Origin of the sequence: Nonomuraea sp. NPDC050202 (assembly GCF_040656115.1) — a bacterium.
Taxonomy (GTDB): domain Bacteria; phylum Actinomycetota; class Actinomycetes; order Streptosporangiales; family Streptosporangiaceae; genus Nonomuraea.
This window is the reverse complement of the sequence record NZ_JBFALF010000061.1, coordinates 1-18,098: the sequence shown is the minus strand read 5'-3', so window position 1 is coordinate 18,098 and position 18,098 is coordinate 1. Positions and strand designations below refer to the sequence as shown.

Genomic DNA, 18,098 nt, shown 5'->3' with positions numbered 1-18,098 from the left:
TCGGCTCAGTGCAGCCCTACTTGATCGCGGCCAGGTCCAGGACGTACATCTCGTTCTTGATCGGGTAGGCCATCAGCCGGTCGAGGCCGCCGTCCGGGATCGCCATGGTGCCCGCCGCGTCCGGCCGGATGCGGAGGTCGGCGGACCTGCCGGTATCGGCGTCGTACAGGGTCAGGACGGATCGGTCTTCCGGGCCGGTCAACGTGACCTTGAAGAAGCGCTCCAGGCCGGCGTCGTCGCCCATTTGGAAGCCGGTCGGCAGCTCGCGTTCCTGAGAGCCGTCGCGGTCGCGGACGAACCTGCGCAGAATGGTCTGGGCCCGCACCGTGTCCGGGCACCGGCGGGTGCCGCACTTGATCTCCTTGCCGGAACTGTCGCGGCGGCGTTCGATCTTGACGGTCCGGTACTGCACTGCCACGCCGGCGCACCGGTCGACGCCGCACCTGACCTGCTCATCGGCCTTGACCACGGCGTCGCGCCGCTCACCGGTCTCGGCGTTGTGCAGGTCGCGGAAGACCGCCTCTTTGCGGTGGACGCCCACCCACGGCCACCGTAGGATGTGGTGCCGCTCGGCGCCCTTCACCGGCTGCGGTGTCCCCCCGCTCAGCGGCACCCGGTAGACCCCACCCTTCTCGTAGGCGAAGACCACGTCCGAGCCGGTGACCGTCAGCCCGTTGATGTGCCCTTCCTTCATGACGTTTCCCAGCGGGACGTCGGTCACCGGCCGAGGCCGGCCGCCGGTGGCCGGCACTGTCCAGATCCGGGCGACCCGCGGGGCTCCCGCCTCCTTGTAAGACGCCCACCAGACGATGTGACCGCCACCGCCGGTGATACCTTCGGCGGAGATCGCCGACCCCTTCGTCGCGGGGATCTCGGCGATCCGCCTGGGCTGGCCGCTGCGCAGGTCGTAGCTCCACAGGAACTGGCGTTTCCCGTCCTGGACGCCCGTCATGACCAGCAACGTGTGGTCGTCGAGGAGCAACTGCGGGTAGTACGCGCGGCCGTCGGGCAGCTTGGCCGGGATCTTGCGTACCGCCTGCGGCCACACCTTCTCGATTGGCGGTGGGATCTGGTCCGCCGGTTGGGCCTGGCCGGTCGTGTGGACCGCGGGGTGCGGCGCCGTCCGAGTGCCGAGGGCGTTCACTGCCACGCCCGCCCCGCCTGCCACCAGGACCACGGCCACGGCCGCGTACGCGGCGGCAGTCCGCGCCCGCCTCCGGCGATGGCGCGTCTTAACCGTCGCCAGCAGCCCGTCCGGCGCCTCCGGCGCACGGTGCGCCGCCCCGGACAGGACGCGGCTGAGCTTGTCTTCCAGGTCGGTCATCGCATGCTCCTGTGAGGCGCGGGTGAGGAGGAGAGGGAGGAGCGCAACTTGTCCAGGCCCCGGGACGCCTGGCTGCGTACGGTTCCGGGGGAGATGCCGAGCACCTTGGCGATTTCGCCGTCGCTGAGCTGTTCGTAGTGGCGCAGCACCAGCACGGCCCGCTGCTTGCGGGGCAGCGCGGCCAGTTCCTGCCAGAGCCCCTGATCCTCATCAGGGGGGAAGCTCTCGTGGTGGACCCGGTCCGGCGGCTCTCCGGTGAGGTGTTCACGCCGGCGCCGCCGCCAGACGCTGATGTGCAACCGTGCCATCGTGGTCCGGGTGTAGCTGTGCGGGTTGTCCTTGCGTCTCACCCTCGGCCAGGCGCCGCACAGCCGCACCAGCGCCTCCTGGACCAGATCGGCGGCGTCATGAGGGTTTCCGGACAGGACGTATCCATAGCGGAGCAACGCGTCCGTGTGCTCTGCCACGAAGTCGTCGAAGCCGGGTTCGTCGTCCACTTGTCGTCCCTTCGGTAGTCACGTCCCAGACGGCCGAAGGGGCCAAGATGTTGCATCGCTCGGCGATAGTTTTCTCGGTCTTGGGACTACCCGGCGGGAATTGAACGATAAGCCTCCGCTGGAGGCCAGGCAGCGGTGGAGGTGGGAGGGGCCTGCTTCCGACTCGTGCCCGGCATGACCAAGGCGCTCAACGTCCCGGCCGTCCGTATCGGTCTGGGTCAAGCTGCCGCGTCCGGTGGTCGCAACGGCGCCGGCCGGGTACCTGCACATCGGCTTACCGCGCCTCCATCCTGCGCCAATCGCTGAACACCCAGCTCGACGCCCTGACCGAAGCGGGCGGCACTCGGAGCTCCAAGAGGAACGCAGCCCGCGCAAAGAAGCGATCCGAACTCGAGGGCACCGTCGGCATCCGCCCGTGATCCGCGGATCTCAGGCGTGCAGTCATCGTGGTGTCCACGAACACGAGCGGCTGGGCCGTCCCTCGAAGCCGGGTCGTGGGAACGGTGGGGACGCAGACTGACGCGGTGAGAAAGCCATAGAGGTCCGTATCAATCCAGGTCAGAGGGCAACTTCGTTGGAAATTTCTTCATTGCTACTGGGACCCCCGAGCGGCATGGAGACGCCCAGGCCGGCGGCAGCCGCCCCACCCGGGGGCACCCGCGAGCCGTCAGCGGAACTCGACGGAACTGGCGGTGTTGCGCCCGATCATGTCGGGGTCACCGAGGTCGACGAATGTGGCGCCGGAGGGGAAGCTCTGGCCGCTACCCGCGTATCCGGGCTCCGTCCACAAGATCACGTATCGTGTGGTGTCGTTGAACGCCGAGTCGGCGCCGTTGTCGACCGAGATGGCGGTGCCGTCCCACTCGTCGTTCGCGAACCTCGGGTCGCTGCCGCTGTAGGACTTCTTGTAGCCCGACTGCTCCGCTTCTCCATAGATCCAGAACCGGTTCGTTCTCGCCGCGGCCGTAGCCCCGCCGGAGACCTCCGCGGCATTTTCGACGGATCCGGCCGCAGGGATGGCCTCTGGCGGCTCCACAGTGGCGCCGGCGCCGGCCGGTGCGGCGAGTGCGGCCGCGATCGACATCGTCGCGGCCGTCGTAACGAGGGTCGTAAGGCGCTTCGCGATGAACATGAATTCCCCAGGGGATGGCAGGATCTCCAACAGCCGGGACGCTAGGAGCCGCGGGCATCAGCCGCATCCGTCTTCCGACTGGCAGTGATCAGGCGTGACGAAACTCACCGGGAGCTCGATTCCGATCACGTCGCTCACGGCCGTCCGGTAAGCCGCCTGTCGGTAATCCGGCCGGTCGGGCGATGGACACGCATGCCGCTCCTGACCGGCTCTGCCCCCGTGACCAACCGCATTCGCCAGGTGAGCATAGTCATCCCTCAGCCGGATGACAGATGCCGTCGATCTTGATCAGCTCATAGGGTTGCGGCGCCGGAGAGTCTGGGCGAGCAGCCGACGGCCGCCACAGGGTGGTCCGGCCTCTCGTGCCGGACACCGTCCTCCGCTTGTGCCCGAGGAGTCCCCTGTGCCGATCTCACGCCCCGTCGTCGTCACGTTGGCCGCGCTGTCAGCGATATGCGTGGCCGCTCTCTGCCACGGCGTCCGGAACAGCGAGCCGGCCCCGGCCGTCACGACAGCGCCCGCCGAGCCGGTCCTGCCCCTCGACTCCTACCAGCTCTCACGACGGGACGTCCATACCATCGAGGCCGCCGAAGACATCCTCATTCTCGCCTGCATGCGCAAACAGGGTCTGGCGTGGCGGATGTTGCCGGAACCGGGGGCCGAAGAGGCGGACTCGCGTCATACCCGCCGCTACGGGATCATGGACGCCGGCGCCGCCGCGCGCCACGGCTACCACCTTCCCCCGCTCAGTCCGAATCAGGCACGCCGTGAAGCGGTGTGGCAGGCGCGCGAGAAGCTGCCGTCCCGGGAGAGGCTGGCCGCCTACGGCGCGAAAGGCGTCTCAGGCGGCTGCCGCGGCCAAGCCCGGCCCCGGGCGACCGGCGGTGTTCCGCCGAATTGGATGAACGTGCTCAACAAGCATTCGTCACAGGCGTTCGCCGCGGCACAGAGGGCGCCCGAGGTCGTCGCGGTGATTCAGAAGTGGAGCGCCTGCATGGCCGAGGCCGGTCATCGTTATCGCGACCCGTTCGCGGCAAGCGGCGACCCCACCTGGTGGAGGTCCGAGCGACCCTCGGCCCGCGAGAGGTCCGTGGCGCAGACGGACGTGCGCTGTAAGGAGAAGGTCGGTCTCGTTTCGGTCTGGGTCCAGGCCGACCGCCGCGCCCAGCTCGACACCATCCGCGAGCATCCCGAGGACTTCCGCATGCTGGCGGCGTCCAAATCGGCATCACTCAACGCCGCGCACACCATTCTGCGCTCCTCCCGGTCTTCCGCTGCCGATCGCAGCCCGCAGGCACAACGCTGATGGGTGGCAGGATCTCTCGTCGGCCGGGCCGGTCTCATCCCCGGAGCGTGCCGGAGCTGATCATCACCAGTCGGCCGACGGAGACGATCCGCTCATCTGGCCGATCGCGGTCGCAGGCGAAGGGGACGACCCGGGGGCGGCATCAGGCGCTGGCCGCTGCTCGCCAGCGGCTCAGGATGGCGTCGTCGTCGGCATCCCCGTGCCAGGACTGCGCCTCATCGATGGCATGCGGCAGCCACGCCTTGTAGTCGGGGTCATCGGGGGTGATGTCCCGGGTGCTGTCGACATGGGTGCCGTCAGACAGCACGGTGAAGACGGGGACGCGAAGGACACCACCAGCCAGCTTGATCGCGGTCATGTGCTTCATCCCTTCCGTCTCATCTGCCACCATCTCTTGCCCAGCATAGCGGCCCAGCGTGCTTCCGGCAGGGGCTGATTCTGTCAGCCGATCCCGTATCGTTCCGCCAGCCAGGTGTAGGCCTGCTGGGCGGTGTGTTCGTCGGCCAGGAGGTTGATCAGGCGTCGGGCTCGCCGTACCAGCACACAGGCGAAGGCCTCAGCGTACAGTTCGGTGACCATGTCGCGGTAAGGCGGTGCGAGCCGCCCGGCGCTCGCGGCGTGCAGGGCTGTCCAGAACGGGCCTTGGGAGGGCATGCCGTCCAGGTCGTCGGTCGCGTGCCCCAGCTCATGGCCGGCCACGCTGACTGATGGTGACGGCACGCTGCCCACCCCGATCGCGCGCCGCGTCGGATCGTACACGCCCGCGCTGCGCTCCCACCCGCCCTGTTGGACAGGCAGCGGGACACCACGCAGCTGCTCGAAGCCCGGTAAATCTGGTACGGCGCCCGGCCCCACGACGATGCCGCCGTCCAGGTGCGTGGCCAGCCGGGTGCCCAGGGCACGCGGCACTGCGGCCAAGGTCATGATCGCAAGCAGGGTCTCGGCAGCAGGGAGCGTGCCCGGGGCCCACGCTCGATACAGGCGCGCTTCCAGCGCCCCCACATGAAGCCAACCTGGCCGTCCTCTGCTGTGGCTGGCCACACACGTCCTCGGGTCGTAGCTTCCCATCGGTTGGCGCGCTCGTGCACGAGCATGAGCAGCCCACGCAGGTATGGAGACACGTCGTCGATCGCGAACTCTAACCGGCTTCGGCAGGCATCGCATCCTCGCCGCTCGAGCGGCGCCGCCGGGCCGCTCCCGCAAACCGGCGATGGTGACGCCGCCGCCCGCGATTCCGGCGGCGCGTGAGCCCGCGCGGCGCTGCCCGCCGGCTGGGCCCACGACGAACTCGCTTTGCTGGCAGAGGCGAGGCTCAGCCCCATGGCGGCGCTACGCTGCATCACGAGCGACGCGGTACGGTTCCTCGGCATGCGCGACAGAGCCCGGCAGCATCGTCCCGGGCAGGGCGGCCGACCCGGTGGTGCCGGCGGGCGGCCCGCTCCGGGGCATCCGCCAGCACCCAGAGGATGCACACCGTGGTGACACGCGGCCGCGTCCTCGGCCGGCGTGCCCTCGACACCATGCTGGCCACCACCGAGACCACCGTGGGGCAGACACCGCCGCCGGCGCGCCTGGAGCGTGCTGCTGACCCGTGCCGGTGCTTCCTGCCAGGTCATCGCGTCTGTGCCGGGCGAGCACTAGTCATATGACAGATACGAGCCGATCAACGCCGCTCCATAGTGAGTGGGTCGTCCGAAGAACCCACATCCCACAAGGGGGCATGACATGTCCGTGAGCAGGCGTTTCGCAGCCGTTCTCTCCATGGCGGCGGTGGCCTCGGCCTCTGCCGCGCTGATCGCCGCACCGGCCGGCGCCGTCACCGCCTCGTCCACGGCGCTGGGCGCCTGCGCGGAATTGGTGGCGAGCGGTCCGCAACAGGCGACCACGACCACTGTCAACTGGGCGGTTCTGCGCAACGACTGCGGCGAGGAGATCAGAGGCTCGGTCAGCCTGAGCCATGGTGACAGTCCCGCCTGTGTGCCCATCGCGCCACACGGCTACAACATCGTCCTGTGGAAGGGCACAGGACGGGCGGAGTACGCGATCGACTGCCGCTGATGTGCGGTCGCCGGTCAGCCGTCATGTGTCCGGCGTGACGGCTGACCGGCGTGCCGTTCGCCGGCAGGCACGTTGACCAATTTGTGTTTTGGAACGCGCTGTTCTGCCTCGGTACGCGGGCCGCGAGATACACGCGCGAAACCGTCGCTTCCGGACCTGCTCAGAAATTGGCCGTGGCGAAATCCGGCCGCGACGAGGTTCGTTTTCTGCGGGCGCTGCCACCGACGACTGCGCCTCCGGCCCGGCCGAGGGCAGGATCGGCGGGGGGGCCGTACGCGGTCGGCTATGCCTACGGCGCCGCGGGCAACCGGGGCGAGGAGACGGTGACCGAGGCGGGCAAGACGACGTCGTTCAGCTACCGACGCCGACGGCGAACGCCTGCTGCGCAAGACCCCCACCGGCGCCGCCCTCACATCGACGACATGGAGCTGCGGCTCGACTACGCCAAGGACACCGTCGAGCAGACCCGCTACGACACCCTCACCAACCCGGCCGTGACCGTGCGCACCCCGGACGACCGGGTGTGCTTCCTGGCAGGCGACCACCAGAGCACCGGGCAGGCGGCGGTCAACACCAGGCACCAGCGAGCCTGCCATCCGCAGCCGGCGTCTTCAGGACGAACGAAAGGGGAATGCCGGGGGTCGGCGCGCCGATCTACGACGTAAAGGCGTCGCGATCGACGTGCCGCTCCTGGTCTCCTTCAGCGTCGGCGTCAGCCTCCCCTTGCTCGTACGGCGGGTGCACCCGTTGACCGCCGCGATGACGTCCGCGGTGATCGCGACCGCCCGGCTACTGCCCCGCCCGCTGAACGGCCGCACGCGTGGGCCGGCGTTCCTGGCCGACCGGCGCGCTCCCGCCTCCGGGCCACGCGCCTGCGGCCGCCGACATCTGCCCCGTCACCAGGCGAGGCCGCCTGTCCTGCTCACGTGCCGAATACCTGTTCAAGACCGCCTCCGCGGAGCGGGCCCCGCACGGCCAGGGCTGGACAGTGCACCAGCTCCGCCACAGCGCGCTCCAACATCTGGCCCAGGCCGGGCGCACCGCGCCGGAGTTGCAGGCCAAGAGCCGCCATCAGCACCTGGCCAGCCTCGGCCGGTACGTTCGCCTGGGCGAGGAGACCTCCGCCCGCATCACCGCCGAACACGCTCCAGCAGCACGCCGACGCTCCCGCTGAGGACCTCGTTCGCTCGGAAACCGATCCGCTGAACAGGGCTAACGACCTTCGCGCGTACTTCGTGTCATGTCGTCAACGACAGGTCTCACTCCGGCTTGGTGTCATGGTGCACATCGTAAGCGGAACGAGATCTTAACCAAGCGGATCTCCATTACCGCAGGTCAAGCGACACTTCGTTGGAAATTGCTTCATTGCTACTGGGACCCCAGAAAGTCGCATGCCTGCACCCCTGGGGCATGGCGATGGGGTGATGCATCTGCCTGGTGACTGGTCGAGGGGCCGGGGCGCGTGCCGTGGCACGTTGGAGCGGGCCTCCTTGGCCATGTCCGATCCTCGTTCGGCCTGAACCCTTTCGCCTGCGGCCGATAGGCCGTCGCTAAGATGCTGCACGCCGTGCGACAGCGGGCTTCCGGCGTCGATGCGAGTCTTCGATCCTGCTACGCCTACGACGATGGCCAGCTTGCGGATCATGGCGGTGCGCCTCGGCTCGCATGGCCTTGCGGCCCGGGATGGAGCCGCCAGTGTCGGCGGTGATCGCCGACGCCGTTTGTGCCCAGGCGACGGCATAGCCGCAGAGCGTTCGGCGGCATGGGTGAGGGGGAGCTTCGTGAACGTGCGATCCAACCGTTGTGTGATCTTCTGGCGTCGGCTGTCGATGATCGTCCTGCAGGCGGCGCTGCGCGTGGCCATCCGGCGGCGCTATGCCGGCCTCGAACACATCCCCTGTGACGGAGGGGCGATCGTCGTGGCCAATCATGTGTCGAAGCTGGATTCACTCGCCATCGCCGGCTTCGTGGGCGCGGCGGGGCGTTGGCCCCGTTTCCTGGCCAAGGCGCCCCTGTTCGGCATTCCTGTCGTGGGGCGGTTTCTGGTCAGCATGCGGCAGATTCCCGTCAACCGTGGCGGCGCGGACGCCGCTGACGCGCTCGTGGTGGCTGCGGAGGCGGTGCGAGCAGGCGATGTCGTGATCATCTACCCCGAAGGTGGCACGCCCAAGCCGTGGGAGACTCCGCTGAGCAAGGGCAAGACGGGGGCGGCCCGCCTGTGGCTGAGCACAGGCGCGCCGGTCGTGCCGGTCGCGAGCTGGGGCCCGCAGAATATCCTCGACCCGGCGACGGGCCGGCTCCGGCTGAGGCCGCGCACGCCGGTGATCGTTGTGGCTGGGCCGCCCCTCGAGCTGTCCCCCGGTTCGGTGGGAGATGTGAGCGGTGCGGATCCGCGCGAGATCACAGAAGAGATCATGCGGGCGTTGCGCGCGCTGGCGGACGGGGCGGCCGAGGCCGGGCGCGGGGTTGTCCCGCGACGGTCGTCTGCGGGCCGGGGCGCGGGGAACCGGCGCTGACCGGTGCGTCGCCTGGCCGTATATCCGTCATCTGACCGGTCCTGCGGGGCGTGGTTCCGGCGGCCACCGGGGTCCTTCCGAAGGCCGGTCCGGCGCAGTGGGGCGGGTTCGTGGCGACCCACCGCTGCCCGCCGTAGGCCGCTCGCCTGGAAGACCTGGAGCGGCGCTGCCCACGTCATCATCGAGGTCGAACTGCTCGCAGGCCAACCGGTGGTCCTGGGGGCGCGATGTGCCTGGTGCTGATCGTGCGGGTCACCTGGCTTGATTGACCGGCCGCCCCGCCTCATCGTTCTCGGACGTGAAGCAGCGATGAATGGCGGCGGCGACCTGGCTGTGTTCACGCGCCGGGCGCGGCGACGGCGTCGGCCGGCAGGCGGAGGGCGAGCGGGAGCAGCGTGAGCGCGGCCAGCCCCACCAGGGCCGCCAGCATCAGCCAGAGCAGCGGCGGCGCGGCGCCGAGCAGCGCGGAGAAGCCGGCGGGTGCGAGCACCGCCGCCACCGCCCACGTCTGCTGGTACATGGCCAGGTAGCGGCCGCGCAGCGCGGCCGACGCGGTGCCGGCGGCGAGCGCCGGTCAGGCCCGGTTCCAGGCCGCGGTCGATGCGGTCTTGGCGTCGCCAGGTGTAGATCGTCTGCGTGCTGATGTCCAGGTCATGCGCCAGCTCGGTGGCCGTGCGGCCTGTTTCGAGCAGGTCCAGTACCTTGCGCCGGAACTCCGGCGGATAGCCCCGTCGTCCCATGCCCCTTTCCTCTCATCAAGCGGCACAAGAATCCAGAAATCCACCTCCACTCAACCCGGGGCACACCACCCTGGTGTGCCATTCGAACCCCGGGCGGTTCAGGGGGGAAGCCATGTGAGCAGTGTGGTCAGACGGGGTGGGAAGGGCATCGGCCGATGATCTTAGGACTTCAGTCCTGCCCGATCGTCGAGCCCCGGCCCGAGGCGCGCCCCACGGCGGCGATGAGCTGCTGCACGACGTCCCCTTCCGCGGACGGCCTCGTCCGTCTCCGCGTCGACGGCCTGGCGGAGCAACTGGGCGGCCTCGATCAGGGCATCCGTCCGGCCAGTGGACGCCGCCTCGGTTTCGCCATCGCCCGGGGTGCCGAACTGATCGAGCAGGACGTGGGCGTCGAGCAGGGCCCGGGTCCGTGAATCATCGCGCGGGTCGAAGCCCGTCGCGGCGGTTAGGTCCGGCCACAGGGGTTCCGGGACGCAGCGGTGATCGGCCAAGAACAGCGCGGCGTACCACTGCATTACCCTGCGCCACTCGGCGTCGGCCTTCCTGCCGCCTTTCAGCACGCTCGGCCTCAGGACGCCGAACTCGGCCAGGGCGGCGAGGACGTCGGCATCGCCGTGATCAACGCCCTACCAGCCTCCTCAGGCAGCGGGCTGCAGGACGGCTCGTGGTCTTCAGGAGGCCAGTCGCTTGACTGATACGCGCCCAGCTCCGAAAGGTTTACCGTCCAGTTCATAGCGAGCAACATTCGGCGTTTCTCAGAAGGCGAAGAATCATGTGCAAGCGCAAAGTAGCCGTGACGCTGCTGGCCGCCTCGTTCCTGGCGATGACGAGTGGCACGGGGACGGCGTCCGCAAAGGACATTCCCGGATTCGTGAACAAGGTGAAGGTCGGCGGTGGCTCGAGAACGGTGTCTTCAGGGCAGGTCCAGGAGGACAATACCGATCTGTCCGGCTGTAAAAGCAACGCATGGCTCATCGGCAGCGCCAAATGGACGCTCGGTGCGGTGTCGAAGACGTCGATCTACGTCAAGACGATCCAGCTCACCTATCGCGCGGGTGTGGACAGCACTGTCGCCGGACAGTTCATGATCCGCGGCAACGGCGGGAGTGTGTGGTCAAGCCGATGGACCGCTGCTCAGATCAAGGGCGATGGCACGAATCGGAGCCAGACCTTCACCATCAACAAGAGCGTCCCTCTCGACGGGCGATCGCAAATCTGGTTTCAGTCCAATGTCTCCATGACGCGCACGGGTGGGGCGTACGACTGCGGCCCTGACACCTCCTTCACTTACCGGCTTCAACCGGTCAGCTGATGCTCCAGCCGCGCCCTCCCCGCAGAGGCATGCCGGGACAATGCCTGGAAACGCCTAAGAAACCACCTGGTTGGCCCGGGTATGGCCTGGACGCAGAAGGAACGGCCACCGCTGTGATCATCAGATGTGATGGAACTAAAGATCATGCGGTGGCCGCGTTGGCCATCCTGCCAACCAGCTGATCGTGGGTCCGATCACGGATTGTGTGCCTGATCCAGGAGGGTCCGGCTGTCGTTGACACAGCGAAAACACGTCACTTGTCAGATTCATCGGGAAGCCCTCGGTGCAACCATGATCCCTCATGAAGATCAAAGAATTGGCCACCATCCTGGCCATGGCGGCAGCTGTTGCCCTCACTCCCGGCGTGGCCCACGCCGACCCTCCACCGACCGACTGCCACGTCGGGGCCTCCGCCGAGGTGAATTGGGTCTTCGCGTACTGCTTCAGGGGAACCGGCTTTGTCCGGGCCGTCGCCTATTGCGGCACCAAGAAGAGACAGGTCCTCGGCCCCTGGAAGCCGGTACCCACTCCTGCGGGCCAGGACTCGATTGCCAAATGCAAAAATACTGAGGCCGTTTACGGCATCGACTACGACATCAAGACGTACTGAAGGTCGCGTCCTCCCTCCGCTGCCGTGGCTTTCCTGATGTCCGGGCACTCAAGCCGACCATGAAACGGGTCATGCTCGGCAACGCGAAGCTGCACGGCTCCGGCCGCCATCGGCGGTGGCGGTAGGGTGATCTTTAGACCGTGGTCCATTCGCGATCGGTCGTTGAGCATCTGTGGGAGCTGTTCGAGCGGACGGTCCCGCCACCGGCACTGTCCCGGCCGCAAGGTGGTGACCGACCACGGGGGGACGAGGACGATTGTCACCAGACAGAATTTTTCTGTTTGGTTATCGCATGTTCTTCACAAGCCTCACGAATTCGGCGGCAGCCCGCTCCCCCTCACGTCGGCTCCCGCCGTAGGAGCAGGTTCTCCCGGCGGGTTTGCTCCAGTGCGCGGCGCAGCTCGGCCACCTGCAGCCGGTGGGTGGTCTTGAGCCGGGTGATTTCGGCGGTGAAGGGAGCACCACGTTGTCCGCGGCGCCGCTGGTGTCGCCATCCACGCCGCCGGCCTCCCCCTAGCCAGGAATGCTGGCGCAGTTGTTCGATACGCCGCCGCAGAATTTCGTGCCCATACAGGAAGGAGTGTGACACCCGGCCTCGGCCTGCACCGCCTTAAAGTCGCGGCCGCGCCGCTTTCGATGAGGGCGCTTGATGGCCTGACCCGCCGCTAGATCGCTGTGCCGGCCTTGCGCTGAGCCGCGGGGAACCCGCGTCGTGAGCCTGGCTCCCCGATTCTCCCGATGGATGGCTGACGGCGTCGCGTGGCGCGCCGCTGACCTCGATATTTCCATGAGGCCCGTACGGACCTCGACGTCCCGGGTCTCGTCCGGGGCGTACTCGACCCGCACCCGCACCCGCGCCCGCCCGTCCGTCCGTCGACGTGGTCACCGCGGTCACTGGCACGACCAGCACCGGCTCCTCGGTCGCCCCCACGGTCACCGCCTGCCCGGCCCGCAACCGCTTGCCCGAGGATGGCGTGAGCAGGGCCGGCGTGGAGCCGACCGGAACTACCTCTGCGCCCCGGCACCCTGGCAGAATGTTACGGCGCCCAGGACCTTGCCGGTCTGCTGGTCGAAGAGCACCTCCCTCTGGGTCTCCCCACGGCCGTCGATGCTCTCGAATGGGGCCGACCGCCGGCCAAGGGACACGTTCTGGCTGGAAAACGTCTGATCGCTAGAGGCTAAGATGCGGCTTCTTGTCGAGACAGAAGCGCCTCCTACCAGGTAGGGTGAAGGTGTGGCCCAGAAGTTCTCGATGAGCCTGCCTGACGAAGTGTACGAGCTCGTCAAGGAGATGGCTGACCAGGAAGGCACCACGGTCTCCGGCTACCTTGCTGGGTTGGCCAAGGAGCGCGCCGATGCCGATCGGGCTTCTCGCGAGCGGCTCGCCCGTCTCACCGCCAAGGACCGCACAGCCGACCCCGAAGGCTACGATCGCCGCAAGATAGAGATGCGCGAGCGCATGCACGCCGCTCAGCGAGCGGCAGCGGAGAAGAAGGCCAGCATCGCGTGATCGCCGGATACGTCGCCGACCTCACAGCCATTCTGCGACTCCTGGCCGACGACGAGCACGGCGCCGACGCCCGAACCGCCTTGGAGGTCTTGACAGAGGACGGCCACACTTTGTTGCTGCCGGTCACCACTTTCGCGCAGGCAGCGATCGTCGCCGACCCGGATCCCGCGCAGCTCATGTGGCTGTTCGGCTTCCGGTCCTGCGTCATCGAGAACCTGTCCCGGCAAGAGATCTTCCGCGTCGTCCGCCAGGCCCGGCACGCGCCACGCCCTCTGGATGTGCCTCTTCATCATGCGCACACGGCCTACCTCGCCATGGACCGCGGCTGGCCCATCCTCACCGGAGACGCCGCGAGCTGGGCGGGATACGGCCATGTGGAGTTCTTTCAGGTGTAGAGCCACTCGAGACGGATGCTCGCAACGCCGAGAAACGGCGGCAGTCGCCCGCTGTGGCGGCACGGTTCTTCTTCGCGATCTGCAGCACGGCGCCTTGCTTGTCTTGGCTCCGCCGAGCGAAGTTGTGTCCGGACCAGCGCGACTCTCTGGTCCAGCGGTAACGTACTTCAAGGGGCGGGAGACCACGCTGATCGGGGATGATAGCGCGCGAACGCGGCACCTGTTATTGATCATCTGGCTTGGGCAGCTGGCGATCATCTGGCGTCGCGTTTGCTGTTGGTGACGTTGGGTCCCCCATCCGCCCCTCCTTGGCTCATGCGTGCCTCGCCAGCCAAGGGCGCCCCGCCCTGCTAGCCCCTGTAGCAGGAGTATCCGTAGTGAGCCAGACCTCCCTGGACCGGATGTCCCAGAGGTAGAGGGGTACCGGTCAGCGGAGGGATCAACACGTTCCCCAGGTCGAAGGCGCCTTCGAGCTTGATGAATGGCCCTGCCTCACCGCCGACGTGCAGTTGCAGGGTGGGATCGGTGGGAGGATTGAGGATATAGGGCCGCAGCATCTGCTTGTGGGCCCACCGTAGTTCGTCCAGCCCAGTGGCGATGACGGTTTCGGAGTGGCAGGACGAGCCGGACCAAGGGTCGAGACGCAACTCATAGTAGCTGAACGGTTCGAGAAACTCGCCGGGATCGCCATCCTCGCCAGACGCGTCCAGCATCGCGATGCCGGCCGAGGCAGCCGGATCACCGGGAGCGGACCTTAGCGCGCGCTCGTACAGTTCCCTCGCCTCGTCCCGGCGCCGGGCCAGCGTGATCTCGTCCTCCCCATCGCCGGCAGATCGGCACGCCCAGCTACCCGGCAGTCAGCGAACTCCGGGTGCCGTCATGGACCTGCGTGCGAGGAGCTTCGCCTATCGCGGTGTGCGATGACGTCGAGAGGGAGAAGCGGCTTCATCCTCCTGTTCCTCGGGCGTGATGCCGCTGCGCCTGGCGAGCACCTTGGTGCCTGGCCCGTAGGCGGCGCCTGGGCCGGGCAGTGCCGTCACGTTGGTGGTGGTCACCGGATTCCCGCACGCCGAGCAGCAGACTTGCGGGGTGAATTCCGTATCGCATTCGTCGTGCACCAAGCGCACCGGACGGCCGCCCTCCGGTGTCGCCCATTTGTCACCCCAGGCCATCAGTGCCATCAGTACCGGCACGAGTTCGCGGCCGGCCTCGGTGAGGTGGTACTCGTGCCGCAGTGGCCGCTCCTGATACGCCCGGCGCTCCACGATGCCGTCGGCGACCAGCCTCTGAAGGCGGCGGGTGAGCAGGTTGCGAGCGATGCCGAGGTTCTCCGCGATGTCGTCGAACCGATGCAGCCCCAGGTGGATGTCCCGCACGATCAGCGGCGTCCACCACTCACCGATGCGCTCAAGGGACCGCCCTATCGAGCAGTGCATCTCCGCGAAGCTAGTCCGTTGCATGACTCCACTGTAGAGGGTTGATTCATTGAACTCACCACCGTACGGTATGCGCAAGCAAGTTTAATGAAAGGACTGACCCATGCCGTTCGTAGAGCTGTTCGTTCCCAAAGGATCGCTCGACCCGGAGCACCGCGAGAGGATCGGCGGGCAACTGGTGTCGGAGGTGATGATCGCCGAAGGCGCCCCTGACACCGAGGCGGCCAGATCCATCTCCTGGCTGGTGGTCAACGAGGTCGACGCCTGGTTCGTGGGCGGTCAGCAACTGTCCGCCGGAGAGAAGCCGAAGTACGTGGTGCGAGTCGGGGTTCCCGCCGGTTCGATGAACGATGACAAACGCCGCGACATCGTGCGGCGTGTCACGCAGGTGCTCGCGGACGCCGACACCGATCCAGGACGGTTCACCCAAGCCACCACCGCCTGGGTGCACATCAACGAAATCCCGGAGGGCAACTGGGGGGCGCGCGGGAAAATCGTACGCATCGAGGACATCGCGGCCTTTGTGGCCAGCGGTTGACAGGAAGCCCCGTCGCTGCGCCGAGGCCGGCATGACCGCCCCCGAGCGGGGCCGCACCGGAACCGCCTTCGCGCGCGCCTGCGGGCCGAACACACCGCGCCTCTGCCTGCTCTCAGGCGGAGTTCCTTCGGAGGCCGAGGGGTGGCCGTCTGTCATCTGGTTCCCCACGGGTCCCGCCGCCACCACACCGCTTTCGCCGCACCAAGCCGCAGGCCGCCATCGACGCCTCGGCCGGTGACGCTGTCTCGACGACGAACTCGGAGGACGCCCGTCCCGCCTCGGCTTGAGCAGAGGTGAGGCCCCTCGGAACCTGTCAATTTGATCAAGGCAGTTGAGCTGGGCTATTTGTGCGTCGTCTTCTCTGTGGTGTCCTTCGGCGCGTGGGTCTTGGGCTTGTTGATCCAGGCGGGGCCGGGCAGGTCGGGCGGGGTGGGCAGGCCGCCGCTGGCGAACCGTTCGGGGTGCGTGGCGTGGGCGGTGGCCAGGACGGCGGCGCGCCGGTCGCGGATGGCGGCCACACCGGGGCACCGTCCGGGGCGAGCGCGTCGACGCCCGGATACAGCCGCGCGTACTCCTGCCAGTTGGCGGCGTCATGGGCGCGGCCGGCGTCGGTGAGCCGCAGCAGCCACGGCCCCCATAGCCGAACGCGCTGTCACTGGAGTGGGCCGGAACCTGCTCCACGAACGGCTCCGGCTCGCGCTGGGTCAGGCGCGTCCACGCGCCGTCGGCACGCTCGCGGTGGAGCCCGTCCGGCCCGGCTTCGTGGACCTCGGCCAGCATCCCCCACAACGCCTCCGACAGCAGCCCCCGGCGTGGCGCCTTCGGCCGGTCCGGGTCCAGGTCACCGGCCCGGCACACCGCCCGCCCGAACGTCGTCAGCTGCACCTCCAGCCGGTAGCCGAGCAGCGCAGCCTTGCTCCGGGTGTTGATCAGCTCTCGCTGCTCCAACGCCTCCAGCGTCGACCCCGCGCCCGGGTCACGAACCCCCGTGTTCTGCAACGCCCGCTGCAAATTGCCCAAGCCGGCCAGGCTGTTGCCCACCGTCCCGTACTCCAGCCACCGCCACACGCTGGCCGGCAGCGACTCCTCTCCTCGTGCCCACGCGCTCTTCCAGAACTGCTCGGCGGTCTGGTCGGCCGCGTAGAACGCGGCCATGTAGATGCGTTGACGGGGATTCAGCGCTTCCCACGCCACCAGGGCACGCTTGGATGGGGCATGAGGGGACGGTACCCGACCGACGGGATCTTCCAGGGCGAGGACGGGATGGCTGTCCGTTCCCCCGCCATGGGCGGTAGCCGTCGCGAGCGAGGGGCGCCCAGTCTCACCACCCAATCCTTGTAGCGTCAGTTCAGGTGGCACTCGAGGAACTGAAGACGATGGCCGCCGCGGTGCCGAGCCGAGACCGGCAAGAATCCGGCATGCGCCGCAACTCGGGCTCGGAGCTGGGAATCGACCTGATGATGTCGGTCATCGTGCGCAGGGTCGCGGCGCGGGCGTCGGTCATCGCGCGCTGCTTCGCCGCGGCGTCGCAGAGCGCGAACTCGTGCGCCTTGTCGACCGGCAGGCGCAGCCTCATATCGAACTCGGCATATTCGTCTCCGATCCAGAAGGAGTCGTCGCCGTCGCTCCAGCTGATCAGAAGGGCTTGGATGAACGCGAGGCGTTGGTCCGGGCGGACCTTGGAGGCGGCGCGGACGACCGGCTCGATGCCGGGGACCGGCGCACATCCTGGACGGTCTGGAGGGAGGAGCGGCCACATCACGTGCCGTCCTGATGCGGGATGGTGAGGAGTCGCCCTTTCGGCCACCCACTGCGCGTAGGGACCGGGCATCGGCGCGGGAGCCGGGCGGCCGTGCCGGTGTGCGGGCAATCGCGTGGTCCAGCCCGGTGGCCGGATTGTCCGTTCAACCGGATGACCTGCCGATGCGTTGAGCATCCAGTACGCGAATTCCTGGGTTTCGACGACGCGTTCGGCTCGCCATACCGCGGTGGCGCCGCGCCCGACACCATCTGCCTCGATCACTCCGGCGCGGTAGAGGTTCTGTTCGGTGCCGCCGTCACGCAGCTCCTCAAGACGTTTTTCCACGGCTGACCTCGCTGGTGGTGCAGCATTTGCTCGTTCTGAGCGGCGTTGGGGCCGGTCAGTAGGTGACGGGGATGTTCGCGGCCACCTGAAGGCGCATTGACCCATGCCAGGCCACCTCCTGCTCCAGCGGCCCTTCGGTCTGCAGGCCGCCATCGCCGCCGCCCGCGCGTCGGCGCCGTCGGTCGAGGCGACCGACTGGGACCGGATCGTGCTGCTCTACGAGGCGCTCGGCCGGGTCGCGCCCTCGCCGGTGGTCGAGCTCAACCGGGCCGTCGCCATGGCCTCGTGCCCGGCGCAGGGCCTGGCCATCGTGGACGAGCTGGTCGCCTGTGACCGGCTCCCCGGCTCGCATCTGGTCCCGACGGTGCGCGGTGAGCTGCTGACCCGGCTCGGACGGCGGCCGGAAGCGCGCGCTGAGGTGGAGCTGGCCGCTCTGCTCTGCGCCAACCGGCGTGAACGCTCGGTGCTGCTGCGCAAGGCCGCCGCGCTCGGGCCCGTGGCGAGCTGATGCACCGAGCCGGACCCGCTGAGAGTCCGGCAGCGCATGAGGAGGGGGACGTTCGGGCTGCCGAACGTCCCCCATCCAGCCATCAGTCATCCAGGTTGTAACTGTTGTGGTCGCACCCCCTCACCGGACA

At 68.2% G+C, this 18,098-nt stretch carries 21 protein-coding genes and 3 pseudogenes; 13 read left to right on the top strand and 11 right to left on the bottom strand.

Annotation, left to right across the window (positions count from 1 at the left end; all coding sequences use genetic code 11):
• Window positions 1–16 precede the first annotated feature (16 nt).
• The 3 genes from AB0I79_RS59780 to AB0I79_RS59770 form a co-directional block, all read right to left on the bottom strand.
• Entirely contained in the window at window positions 17–1,324 is a 1,308-nt protein-coding gene (locus AB0I79_RS59780; RefSeq protein WP_357894507.1) for a hypothetical protein, read from the bottom strand.
• The gene (locus AB0I79_RS59775) at window positions 1,321–1,821 is read right to left on the bottom strand and encodes a SigE family RNA polymerase sigma factor (RefSeq protein WP_357894504.1); all 501 of its coding nucleotides are present in this window, start codon (window positions 1,819–1,821) and stop codon (window positions 1,321–1,323) included. Before AB0I79_RS59775 ends, AB0I79_RS59780 begins: the two co-directional genes overlap by 4 nt.
• 667 nt (window positions 1,822–2,488) lie before the next feature.
• Window positions 2,489–2,953 carry a peptidase inhibitor family I36 protein gene (locus AB0I79_RS59770; protein ID WP_357894501.1) on the bottom strand — a complete coding sequence of 155 codons (465 nt, stop codon included), beginning with the start codon at window positions 2,951–2,953 and terminating at the stop codon, window positions 2,489–2,491.
• A 403-nt stretch (window positions 2,954–3,356) separates the two neighbouring features.
• On the opposite strand from AB0I79_RS59770, the gene AB0I79_RS59765 reads away from it, so the two are divergent.
• Window positions 3,357–4,259: a hypothetical protein gene (locus tag AB0I79_RS59765; protein ID WP_357894497.1), complete on the top strand. Its 903-nt coding sequence runs from the start codon at window positions 3,357–3,359 to the stop codon at window positions 4,257–4,259.
• 142 nt (window positions 4,260–4,401) lie between these two features.
• On the opposite strand, the gene AB0I79_RS59760 is transcribed toward AB0I79_RS59765, so the two are convergent.
• Together AB0I79_RS59760 and AB0I79_RS59755 are read right to left on the bottom strand one after the other, a co-directional pair.
• Window positions 4,402–4,617, bottom strand: a complete 216-nt coding sequence (locus AB0I79_RS59760) for a hypothetical protein (RefSeq protein WP_357894494.1) — start codon at window positions 4,615–4,617, stop codon at window positions 4,402–4,404.
• 83 nt (window positions 4,618–4,700) lie between these two features.
• Window positions 4,701–5,183, bottom strand: a complete 483-nt coding sequence (locus tag AB0I79_RS59755) for a hypothetical protein (RefSeq protein ID WP_357894491.1) — start codon at window positions 5,181–5,183, stop codon at window positions 4,701–4,703.
• An 807-nt stretch (window positions 5,184–5,990) separates the two neighbouring features.
• On the opposite strand from AB0I79_RS59755, the gene AB0I79_RS59750 reads away from it, so the two are divergent.
• From AB0I79_RS59750 to AB0I79_RS59735, 4 genes are all read left to right on the top strand, one after another.
• Window positions 5,991–6,317 (top strand): hypothetical protein, encoded by a 327-nt coding sequence (locus AB0I79_RS59750; protein ID WP_357894488.1) that lies wholly within the window; start codon window positions 5,991–5,993, stop codon window positions 6,315–6,317.
• 173 nt (window positions 6,318–6,490) lie between these two features.
• Window positions 6,491–6,982: a hypothetical protein gene (locus tag AB0I79_RS59745; RefSeq protein WP_357894485.1), complete on the top strand. Its 492-nt coding sequence runs from the start codon at window positions 6,491–6,493 to the stop codon at window positions 6,980–6,982.
• Window positions 6,983–7,137: 155 nt separating this feature from the next.
• The gene (locus AB0I79_RS59740; protein WP_357894483.1) at window positions 7,138–7,491 is read left to right on the top strand and encodes a hypothetical protein; all 354 of its coding nucleotides are present in this window, start codon (window positions 7,138–7,140) and stop codon (window positions 7,489–7,491) included.
• Window positions 7,492–8,098: 607 nt separating this feature from the next.
• Window positions 8,099–8,833: a 1-acyl-sn-glycerol-3-phosphate acyltransferase gene (locus AB0I79_RS59735; protein WP_357894480.1), complete on the top strand. Its 735-nt coding sequence runs from the start codon at window positions 8,099–8,101 to the stop codon at window positions 8,831–8,833.
• 337 nt (window positions 8,834–9,170) lie between these two features.
• Here the strand turns inward: AB0I79_RS59735 and AB0I79_RS59730 are convergent, their stop codons facing one another.
• Together AB0I79_RS59730 and AB0I79_RS59725 are read right to left on the bottom strand one after the other, a co-directional pair.
• Window positions 9,171–9,353: a hypothetical protein gene (locus tag AB0I79_RS59730; RefSeq protein ID WP_357894477.1), complete on the bottom strand. Its 183-nt coding sequence runs from the start codon at window positions 9,351–9,353 to the stop codon at window positions 9,171–9,173.
• A gap of 85 nt (window positions 9,354–9,438) precedes the next feature.
• Window positions 9,439–9,573 (bottom strand): annotated as a pseudogene (locus AB0I79_RS59725) (transposase); the annotation flags it as partial.
• Between the two features lie 155 nt (window positions 9,574–9,728).
• Here AB0I79_RS59725 and AB0I79_RS59720 point away from each other — a divergent pair.
• The 5 genes from AB0I79_RS59720 to AB0I79_RS59700 all read left to right on the top strand — a co-directional run bounded on the left by AB0I79_RS59720 (window position 9,729) and on the right by AB0I79_RS59700 (window position 13,400).
• Complete coding sequence (locus AB0I79_RS59720; RefSeq protein ID WP_357894474.1) at window positions 9,729–9,986, top strand: hypothetical protein; 258 nt, start codon at window positions 9,729–9,731, stop codon at window positions 9,984–9,986.
• A gap of 359 nt (window positions 9,987–10,345) precedes the next feature.
• Window positions 10,346–10,885 (top strand): hypothetical protein, encoded by a 540-nt coding sequence (locus AB0I79_RS59715; RefSeq protein WP_357894471.1) that lies wholly within the window; start codon window positions 10,346–10,348, stop codon window positions 10,883–10,885.
• 301 nt (window positions 10,886–11,186) lie between these two features.
• Complete coding sequence (locus AB0I79_RS59710; protein WP_357894468.1) at window positions 11,187–11,495, top strand: hypothetical protein; 309 nt, start codon at window positions 11,187–11,189, stop codon at window positions 11,493–11,495.
• Window positions 11,496–12,729: 1,234 nt separating this feature from the next.
• The gene (locus AB0I79_RS59705) at window positions 12,730–13,005 is read left to right on the top strand and encodes a hypothetical protein (protein ID WP_357894466.1); all 276 of its coding nucleotides are present in this window, start codon (window positions 12,730–12,732) and stop codon (window positions 13,003–13,005) included.
• Window positions 13,002–13,400: a hypothetical protein gene (locus tag AB0I79_RS59700; protein WP_357894463.1), complete on the top strand. Its 399-nt coding sequence runs from the start codon at window positions 13,002–13,004 to the stop codon at window positions 13,398–13,400. The genes AB0I79_RS59705 and AB0I79_RS59700 overlap by 4 nt, the downstream gene beginning before the upstream one ends.
• Window positions 13,401–13,750: 350 nt before the next feature.
• Here the strand turns inward: AB0I79_RS59700 and AB0I79_RS59695 are convergent, their stop codons facing one another.
• Both AB0I79_RS59695 and AB0I79_RS59690 read right to left on the bottom strand, forming a co-directional pair.
• Entirely contained in the window at window positions 13,751–14,113 is a 363-nt protein-coding gene (locus AB0I79_RS59695; RefSeq protein WP_357894460.1) for a hypothetical protein, read from the bottom strand.
• Between the two features lie 192 nt (window positions 14,114–14,305).
• Window positions 14,306–14,860, bottom strand: coding sequence for a helix-turn-helix domain-containing protein (locus tag AB0I79_RS59690; protein ID WP_357894457.1), 555 nt, complete (start codon window positions 14,858–14,860; stop codon window positions 14,306–14,308).
• A 79-nt stretch (window positions 14,861–14,939) separates the two neighbouring features.
• Between AB0I79_RS59690 and AB0I79_RS59685 the strand changes: the two genes are divergently transcribed.
• Entirely contained in the window at window positions 14,940–15,374 is a 435-nt protein-coding gene (locus AB0I79_RS59685; RefSeq protein WP_357894454.1) for a hypothetical protein, read from the top strand.
• A gap of 341 nt (window positions 15,375–15,715) precedes the next feature.
• Here the strand turns inward: AB0I79_RS59685 and AB0I79_RS59680 are convergent.
• Window positions 15,716–15,895 (bottom strand): annotated as a pseudogene (locus tag AB0I79_RS59680) (hypothetical protein); the annotation flags it as partial.
• Between the two features lie 401 nt (window positions 15,896–16,296).
• Here AB0I79_RS59680 and AB0I79_RS59675 point away from each other — a divergent pair.
• Window positions 16,297–16,518 carry a hypothetical protein gene (locus tag AB0I79_RS59675; RefSeq protein ID WP_357894451.1) on the top strand — a complete coding sequence of 74 codons (222 nt, stop codon included), beginning with the start codon at window positions 16,297–16,299 and terminating at the stop codon, window positions 16,516–16,518.
• Between the two features lie 204 nt (window positions 16,519–16,722).
• Here the strand turns inward: AB0I79_RS59675 and AB0I79_RS59670 are convergent, their stop codons facing one another.
• Window positions 16,723–17,460 carry a hypothetical protein gene (locus AB0I79_RS59670; RefSeq protein ID WP_357894447.1) on the bottom strand — a complete coding sequence of 246 codons (738 nt, stop codon included), beginning with the start codon at window positions 17,458–17,460 and terminating at the stop codon, window positions 16,723–16,725.
• 133 nt (window positions 17,461–17,593) lie between these two features.
• On the opposite strand from AB0I79_RS59670, the pseudogene AB0I79_RS59665 reads away from it, so the two are divergent.
• A pseudogene (locus AB0I79_RS59665) lies at window positions 17,594–17,968 on the top strand (RNA polymerase subunit sigma-24); the annotation flags it as partial.
• Between the last annotated feature and the right edge of the window lie 130 nt (window positions 17,969–18,098).